Source organism: Cellulosimicrobium composti (genome assembly GCF_010287905.1).
GTDB lineage: Bacteria > Actinomycetota > Actinomycetes > Actinomycetales > Cellulomonadaceae > Cellulosimicrobium > Cellulosimicrobium composti.
On the sequence record NZ_JAAFAN010000101.1, the window covers coordinates 1 to 8,524 of the forward strand.

General features: G+C 74.2%; 5 protein-coding genes. All 5 read left to right on the forward strand.

What is annotated here, in order from left to right:
• Positions 1 to 2,655: fibronectin type III domain-containing protein (locus tag GYH36_RS18290; protein ID WP_162290594.1), on the forward strand; the 2,655-nt coding region annotated here is incomplete at its 5' end.
• Positions 2,656 to 2,703: 48 nt separating this feature from the next.
• A complete protein-coding gene (locus GYH36_RS18295; RefSeq protein ID WP_024842331.1) occupies positions 2,704 to 3,678 on the forward strand; it encodes an AAA family ATPase in 975 nt (324 codons plus the stop codon).
• Positions 3,679 to 3,757: 79 nt separating this feature from the next.
• Positions 3,758 to 5,083: a DUF58 domain-containing protein gene (locus GYH36_RS18300; protein WP_115942035.1), complete on the forward strand. Its 1,326-nt coding sequence runs from the start codon at positions 3,758 to 3,760 to the stop codon at positions 5,081 to 5,083.
• Positions 5,083 to 7,581 (forward strand): transglutaminase-like domain-containing protein, encoded by a 2,499-nt coding sequence (locus GYH36_RS18305; protein ID WP_162290595.1) that lies wholly within the window; start codon positions 5,083 to 5,085, stop codon positions 7,579 to 7,581. Before GYH36_RS18300 ends, GYH36_RS18305 begins: the two co-directional genes overlap by 1 nt.
• On the forward strand, positions 7,578 to 8,524 hold a 947-nt coding region (locus GYH36_RS18310; protein WP_162290597.1), incomplete at its 3' end, for an RDD family protein. The genes GYH36_RS18305 and GYH36_RS18310, both read left to right, overlap by 4 nt.

The window sequence follows — 8,524 nt, forward strand, 5'->3', positions numbered from 1 at the left end:
GACATGGACGGTCTCACCGCCAAGGCGTTCGTCAAGGTCCCCGGCCTCACCGACCAGGCGCCCACGCTGCGACCGGGGACGGTGCTCGAGGTGCTCGCGGGCGAGTCCCTGCCGATCGACCTCACGGAGCACGTCCTCGTGGTCGAGGGACGCAGCCCGCGCCTGACGACCGAGGACAAGGTCACGGCCACGGAGGGCTCGCGCGAGGTCACGTCCGTGACCGAGATCGTCTACACGCCGGACGCCGACTTCACCGGGCAGGCCGCGGTCTCGTTCGAGGTGACGGACGGCTCGGGTCCCGAGGACCCGGACGGCAACACGAGCGTCCTCACGATCCCGATCACCGTCCTGCCGCCGGAGAACCTCGCCCCCGAGCTCGTGGGCACCCCGACGCTCGACGTCGCGGCGGGCGAGGAGGCCACGGTCGACCTCGCGCGCTTCGCGACCGACGCCGACGGCGACGCGCTCACGTTCCAGGCCACCCCGCCGGGTGGCGGCCTCTCGGTCTCGATCGAGGGCGGCACCACGCTGCGCGCCCAGGCCACGGCGGAGGTGCCGAAGGGCACGGTCGTGCAGGTGCCGATCACCGTGACCGACGGCGAGCACCCGCCGGTCGAGGGCACCGCGACGCTCACCGTCGTCGCCTCGACGCGCCCGCTGGCCCGTGCGAACGACGACGCCGTGCCGGACGCGCACCAGGGCAAGGAGACGCGGGTCCCCGTGCTCGCGAACGACTCCAACCCGTTCCCGGACGTCGCGCCGCTGACGCTCGTCGACGCGGTCGTCGAGACGGGTCAGGGCTCGGCGAGCGTCGCGGGCGACCAGGTCGCGGTCACCCCGCGCGACGACTTCATCGGCGTCATGGTGGTCCGGTACCGCGTCCAGGACGCGACGAAGGACCCCGACCGCGAGGTGGAGGGCCGCATCCAGCTCACCGTGCTCGGCAAGCCGGACGCCCCGCCCACGCCCCGGGTCGAGGAGGTCCGCTCGAGGACCGTCGTGCTGTCGTGGGACCCGCCGAACAACAACGGCGCGGACATCACCGGCTACACCGTGCGGTCCCAGAACGGCTACGAGAAGGCCTGCGGCACCACCACGTGCACGCTCGACGGACTGACCAACAACGTCGAGTACACCTTCACCGTCTTCGCGACCAACGCCGTCGGCGACGGCCCCGCCTCGCCGCCGTCCGCCGTCGCACGCCCCGACGAGAAGCCCGACCCGCCCGCCGCGCCCACGCTCGAGTTCGGCGACCAGTCGCTCATCGTCACCTGGACCAACAAGACCTACACCGACCGCTCGCCCATCCAGACGGTCGACCTGGAGATCTCGCCCGCACCGCCGGGCGGGGCGACGCAGAAGACGGCCCTCGCGGGGACGTCGGTCACGTGGGACGGCCTCCAGAACGGCGTGGCGTACAAGGTCCGCGTGCGGGCGAACAACCTCGCTCCCGACCCGTCGGAGTGGGGCGAGTACTCCGCGGCGGAGACGCCTGCGGGCAAGCCTGCCGCGCCCGGCAAGCCGTCGGCGCAGCGCACCTCGATCGGCGACACGTCCCAGATGAAGGTCTCGTGGTCGGCGCCGAACGACAACGGCGCCCCGATCACGAAGTACACCGTCGAGGCGGTCCGGGGCGGGTCCGTCGTCTCCACCACGTCCGTCGCGGGCGGGTCGACCTCCGCGACCATCGGCGTGCCCGCGGACACCACCGGCTACTCGTTCCGGGTGCGCGCGCACAACAAGGCGACGGACAAGTTCGGCGACGCGGACTTCTCGCCCGCCTCCGACCCGGTGCGCGCGTTCGCGAAGCCCGGCGCCGTGTCGAACCTCACGGCCGACGCGACCGGGACGAACGGGCAGATCAAGCTCTCCTTCGGCGCGGCGTCCGGCAACGGCGTCCGGTCCGACGAGATCAGCTACCAGTACGACGCCGGCGGCGGCTGGCAGAACCTCGGCTCGAACAAGACCGTCGGCGGCCTGACCAACGGCAAGTCGTACTCGATCAAGGTGCGTGCGGTCGCGGGCGTCGACGGCGCACGCGAGCCCGGGTCGGCGGCGACCGCGAACGCGGAGTCGCCCTACGGGCCCATCCCGGCGCCCCAGGTGAGCATGTCCGGCGGCGACCGCTCCATCAAGTACTCGTGGTCGACGTCCGGCAACGGCCGGGACTACACGGTGTCCGTGCGCGGGGCCGTGCAGTCGAGCCAGAAGTCCGGATCGGGCACGCTGAGCGTCGGGTACAACGTCACGCGCGAGATCTGCGTGAAGGTGACGCCCACCGAGGGCGCCGCCAAGGAGACGTGCAAGTCCGCGACGTCGGACAAGAAGCCCGAGCCCGTGTTCACCGTGAGCAAGGGAAGCAACCACAAGCTGCCCGACGGCCGGTGGCCGGGCAACTGCCAGCACAGCTCGTGCGCCGAGCTGTACCTCACCATCAAGGACGGGCCGGCGAACACGTCGTTCCGCGTCACGTGCTACGGCGGCGGGTCGCGCATCGGCTCCGGCAACTACAGCTACGACGCGCAGAACCGCGCGCTGCGGACCGACGGCAACGGCAACTACTCCGGCGGTCAGCAGTGCGTCTACGGCCAGCCCGGCGGCAGCGCGCGGATCGAGACGACCATCGGCAACACGAACACCATGACGTGGTACTAGCGCTCCCCCCCCGCCCGGTACCCCAGCACAGCGAACGGAAAGCGACGCATGAGCACCATGACCCCCGAGCAGGCCACCTGGTTCGCTCAGACCTTCGACCGCCTCGTCACGAACGTGGGACAGGCAGTCCTCGGCAAGGCGCACGTCGTGCGCCTCACCCTGACCTGCATGCTCTCGGAGGGCCACATCCTCCTCGAGGACGCCCCGGGCACGGGCAAGACGTCGCTCGCGCGCGCCCTCGCGGCCAGCGTCCAGGGCACGAACAACCGCATCCAGTTCACGCCGGACCTCCTGCCGTCCGACGTCACGGGCGTGACGATCTACGACCAGAAGACCGCCAAGTTCGAGTTCCACCAGGGCCCGATCTTCGCGTCGATCGTGCTGGCGGACGAGATCAACCGCGCGTCGCCCAAGACGCAGTCGGCGCTCCTCGAGGTCATGGAGGAGGGCCGCGTCACGGTCGACGGGGTCGGGCACGACGTCGGCCGTCCGTTCATGGTCATCGCGACGCAGAACCCCATCGAGCAGGCGGGGACGTACCGCCTCCCGGAGGCCCAGCTCGACCGCTTCCTCATGAAGGCGTCGATCGGGTACCCCGACCACGCGTCGACGGTCGAGATCCTCTCCGGCGCGTCCGTCCGCGACCGGAGCAAGACGTTGCAGCCGCTCATCACGACCCAGGCCGTCACGGAGATGGCGGAGCTCGGCGCGCGCGTCCACGTGGACGGCGCCGTGCTCGAGTACGTCTCCCGGCTCGCCGAGGAGACGCGCAACGCCCCCGAGGTGCGCGTGGGCGTCTCCGTCCGCGGCGCGCTCGCGCTCGTGCGCTGCGCGAAGGTCTGGGCGGCCGCCCACGGGCGCAACTACGTGCTGCCCGACGACATCAAGGACCTCGCGCAGCCGACGTGGGCGCACCGCCTCGTGCTCGACCCGGAGGCGGAGTTCGCCGGCGCGACCAACGAGGCCGTGCTGGGCCGGCTCCTCGCGGACGTCGCCGCGCCGCAGGAGCGCCGCTCCGCCTGACGCGGTCGGCGCCTCGCGCCGTCCCGCACCGTGCCGCCACCGGCGGACCGACCTCCCGCACCGACCGAGAGCACATCGCATGAACGCCTCCTCCGGCCCGAGCACCCGCTCGGGCAGCCGTCCCCCCGGGACGGCCGGCACGCGTACCGCGTCGTCGGCCCTCGCCGGGCTCCTGCAACCCCTCGTGGCGGCCGTCCGGCGGGCCCTCGCACCGGTCGCGCGGGCTCTGGCACCCGCCGTGGAGGCGGTCGGGCCCGTGACGTCGGCGGTCAGCCCGTTCGGGTGGGCGGCGCTCGTCGCCACGGTCGCGGCCTGGTGGGCGGGGCTCGCGCTCTCGTGGCTCGAGCTGCTCGTGGTCGCCGTCCTGCTCACGGTGTCGCTCGTCGCGGCCGTCGCGTTCGTGCTCGGCCGGTTCCGCTACGCCGTCGTGCTCGACCTCGCCCAGCAGCGCGTCACCGTGGGCGACCGCGCGGTGGGCCGCCTCGACGTGCGCAACGACTCGGCGCGCCCGCTGCTCCCGTCGGTCATGGAGCTGCCGGTCGGGCAGGGGATGGCGACGTTCCCGGTGCCGCGGCTGCGCCCGCAGGCGAGCCACGAGGAGATCTTCACGGTGCCGACGCACCGCCGGTCGGTCATCTCCGTGGGGCCCGTGCGTTCGGTGCGCGCCGACCCGCTCGGGCTGCTGCGGCGCGAGGTCGTGTGGACCGAGCCCGAGGAGCTCTTCGTGCACCCGCGCGTGAAGAACCTCTCCGGCTCGTCGACCGGGTTCCTCAAGGACCTCGAGGGCCGGGTCACGACGGACATCTCCAACTCGGACGTCTCGTTCCACGCGCTGCGCGACTACGTGCCGGGCGACGACCGCCGGCACATCCACTGGAAGACGACGGCGCGCACGGGGCAGCTCATGGTCCGCCAGTTCGAGGAGACGCGCCGGTCGCACCTCGCCGTGCTGCTCTCGACGCGCGCCGAGGACTACGCGCACGACGACGAGTTCGAGCTCGCCGTGAGCGCGTGCGGCTCGCTCGGCCTCCAGGCGATCAAGGAGGACCGCGGGGTCACCGTCCTCGTCAACGACGGCAACCTGCGCGGCGACCACCGCACGCGCCTCCTCGACGACCTCGCGCGCGTCGAGACGAGCTCCCAGCGCACGTCCCTCGTGGACGTCGCGCGCGTCGCAGGACTGACGATCACCGACGCGTCGGTCGTCGCGTTCATCGTCGGCAGCAAGGTCACGCCGACCGAGCTCCGCGCGGCCTCGGCCCGGCTCCCGCAGGACGTGCGCGTCATGGCGATCCAGTGCGTCCCCGGCGCGTCCCTGAGCCGGCACGCGATCGCGGAGCTCGTCGTCCTCACGATCGGCGAGCTCGGTGAGCTCCCCCTCGCCCTGCGGAGGCTGAACGACTGATGAGCGCCCCCAGCACCACGACGCGCGGCTCGCGCCGCGCCACGCCGGTCGGCACACCTGCGCCGTCGTCCGGCACGTCGCAGCGCGGCACCACCCGCCTGCGCGGCTCCGACACGCCGCGTGCCCTGACCGCGCTCGGGGCCGTCGACGCGCTCGCGCTCGTCCTCGTGCTCGGCGCGACCGCCGTCGGGTTCGGCCCCGTGTGGGGCTCGACGGGCTACCTGCTCCCCGCGGTCGGCGGCGCCGTCGTCGGCCTCGTCGTCGCCTGGCTCGGCGCGTGGCGTCGCTGGGCGGCGTTCACGGTCCTCCCGGTCGCGGTCGTCGCGTACCTGCTCCTCGGCGGCGCCCTCGCCCTGCCGGCCGATACGATCGGCGGGGTGCTCCCGTCCCTCCGGACGATCGCCGACCTGCTGACCGGCGCGGTGACGGGCTGGAAGGAGTTCGTCACCACCGTCCCGCCGCTGCGCTCGTTCCCGCACCTCGCCGTCGTGCCGTACCTGCTCATGCTCGTCACCGCGCTGCTCGCGGGGACGATCGCGTGGCGCGCGCGCCGCGCCGCGTGGGCGCTCGTGCCGGTGGCCGTCGCGTTCGTCGGCGTCATCCTCCTGGGGACGGTCATCGCGGCGTTCCCCGTCGTGCAGGGCCTCGTGGTCGGCGGCGTCGGGCTCCTGTGGGCCGGGTGGCGCGTCACGGCCGCGCGGCTCGGCGCGCACCAGATCACGACCGAGGCGAGTCGGGCCGCGACCCGCCGGCTGTGGTGGCACCGCGTCCGGACCGGGGCCGCGATGCTCGTCGTCGGCGCCGTCGCGGCGGTGTTCGCCGCGCCCGCGCTGCTCCCCGACGAGCCGCGCACCGTGCTCCGGGAGACCGTCGTCCCGCCGCTCGACCTGCACCAGTACGTCAGTCCCCTGACGGGCTTCCGCAAGTACGCCAAGGACATGCGCGAGGACGAGCTCTTCACGGTGCGTGGCCTCCCCGCGGGGGCCAAGGTGCGCCTCGCGGCCCTCGACACGTACAACGGCGTCGTCTACGACGTCTCGAGCGGCCTGCCCGGCTCCGGCGTCTACACGCGCGCGGGCGAGGAGATCGCGACCGTCGCACCCGGCACGCCCACGCGCGTCGACGTCGAGATCGGCGCGTACGGCGGCGTGTGGGTGCCCGACGTCGGGCAGCTCTCCGGCATCACGTACACGGGCGAGCGTGCCCGCGAGCTCGGCGAGACGACGTACTACAACTCGACGACCGGGACCGCCCTGGCCACCGCGGGCCTGCGCCCGGGGGACACCTACACGCTCGACGCGCTCGTCACGCCAGAGCCCATCGAGGACGACCTGCGCGCCGGCGCGATCGACCAGTCGGTCGAGGTGCCCGTGCCGCCCAAGGGCGTGCTGCCCGCGTCGCTCGCGGGCAAGGCCGCGCAGTTCATGGGCGAGGAGACCGAGCCCGTCGACCAGCTCTTCGCGCTGCGCGACGGCCTCGTCGCGAGCGGCGTCTTCTCGAGCGGTCTCGACACCCAGCCGCCGTCGCGCCCGGGGCACTCCGCGGAGCGCATCGACACGCTGCTCGCCGACGAGGAGATGATCGGCGACGACGAGCAGTTCGCCGTCGCGCTCGCGCTCATGGCGAACCAGGCGGGCATCCCGGCCCGCGTCGTCATGGGCTTCTACCCGGACGCGGAGAAGAACCCGCTCGAGCCGGGGGAGCCGTTCACCGCGACGGGGACCGACGTCCACGCGTGGGCGGAGGTGCCGTTCGTCGGGCACGGGTGGGTGCCGATCACGGCGATCCCCGACGAGGACAACAAGATCAAGCCCGAGCCCAAGAGCCTCCAGGTGCCGAAGCCGCCGATCCTCGAGGACCCGGAGCCGCCGGAGGAGCCCGCCGAGGCCGAGGCCGGGAAGATCGACGACGAGGACAAGGAGGAGGCCGAGAGCGACGGCTTCGACTGGGGCCAGGCGCTCCTCATCGGCGTCGCCGTGGTCGTCCCGCTCGCGCTCCTCGCCCTGCCGGTCGTCCTCGTGCTCGCGTACAAGTCGCGCCGCCGGGCGCGCCGGCGCACGGCACCGCGACCGGTCGACCGCGTGAGCGGCGGGTGGCGCGAGGTGCTCGACGCCGCGGCCGACCTCGGGACGCCCGTCCCGGCCGGGTCCACGCGCCGCGAGGGCGCGGGGATGCTCGCCCGGTCGTACGGCGCGACGGCGACGATCCCGCTCGCGCACCGCGCCGACGCGACGGTCTTCGGCGCGGGCGAGCCCAGCGAGCAGGAGATCGAGGCGTTCTGGGCGGACGTCGACGGCGTGCTCGGGGGGCTACGCTCCTCCGTGAACCGTCGTGCCCGCGTGCGTGCCGCCCTCTCGCTGCGGTCCGTCCGCGCGGGCTCGGGTTCGTCGGGACCGCGCCGGTGGCTGCCGCGCCGCGACGGCCCCGGGGGCGGGGCCGTGCCGCCGGCGGCAGGGTCGTCGTCGGGGTCGACGAGACGACAGGGAGACGAGTCATGAGCGACGTCACGTGCGCCGCCTGCGGGTCCGTGCAGTCCGCGGGCGCCGCGTTCTGCGCGGTGTGCGGGCAGCCCTTCCCCCGGACCGGCCGCCCCGTGGCGCAGCCGCCGGCCGGCCCCGTCGGCGGGGTGCAGGCCGTCGCGGGCCGCGGCGGGGCCGCCGTGCCGTACGCCGCCGTCCCGCAGTCGGCGCCGGACACGACGACGGAGCCCGAGGTCTACGCGGCGACGCAGAAGGCGTTCGGCCCCGCTCCCGTCGCGCCCGCGTCGGGCTCGCTCGACGGCGCCCCGTCCGCGGGCGTCGGACGCCGGTTCGTCGCCTACCTCGTGGACGTCGCGGTGCCCGCGGTCGTCGCGCTCGTCGTGCTCCTCGCGGGGACCGCGATCGTGGGCGCCCCGCTCGGGAGCGCCCAGGCGATGACGCAGGAGGAGGCGGCCGCGATCCTCGGCAAGCTCCTCGTCGTCTACGTGCTCGCGGCCGTCCTCGCGCTCGCGTGGTGGATCGGGGTGTGGTTCTGGGAGGGCTCGACGGGCAAGACGCTCGGCAACCTCCTCACCGGCATCCGCACGGTGGACGCCGCGTCGCGGGGCCCGGTCGGCTTCGGCCGTGCCGCGCTGCGCTGGATCATCGTGGGCGTCGTACCGGCGGGCGGGATCCTCGTCGTCCTCCTGAGCCCCGGGTTCGACTCGTCGGGCCGGTCGCAGGGCTGGCACGACAAGGCGGGCCGCTCGCTCGTCCTCGACGTCCGAGGCGCCGTCCCCGCGGCGTCACGCGACGAGGGCGTCGCGTCGCTCGTGCCGGGCGCCCCGTCCCAGCCCGCGTACGCGACCGGGCAGGCCGCCGCGTACCCGGCCCCCGCGCCGTACGCGCCCGCGGCTCCTGCCGGCCCGGGCCCGGCGACTCCGCCGCCGTCCGCCCCGGCCGCCTTCGCGCCGCCCGCGCC

Coding starts and splice junctions, on each gene's coding strand:
- GYH36_RS18295 (WP_024842331.1), top strand. CDS start 2,704: ATGAGCACCATGACCCCCGAGCAGGCCACCTGGTTCGCTCAGACCTTC.
- GYH36_RS18300 (WP_115942035.1), top strand. CDS start 3,758: ATGAACGCCTCCTCCGGCCCGAGCACCCGCTCGGGCAGCCGTCCCCCC.
- GYH36_RS18305 (WP_162290595.1), top strand. CDS start 5,083: ATGAGCGCCCCCAGCACCACGACGCGCGGCTCGCGCCGCGCCACGCCG.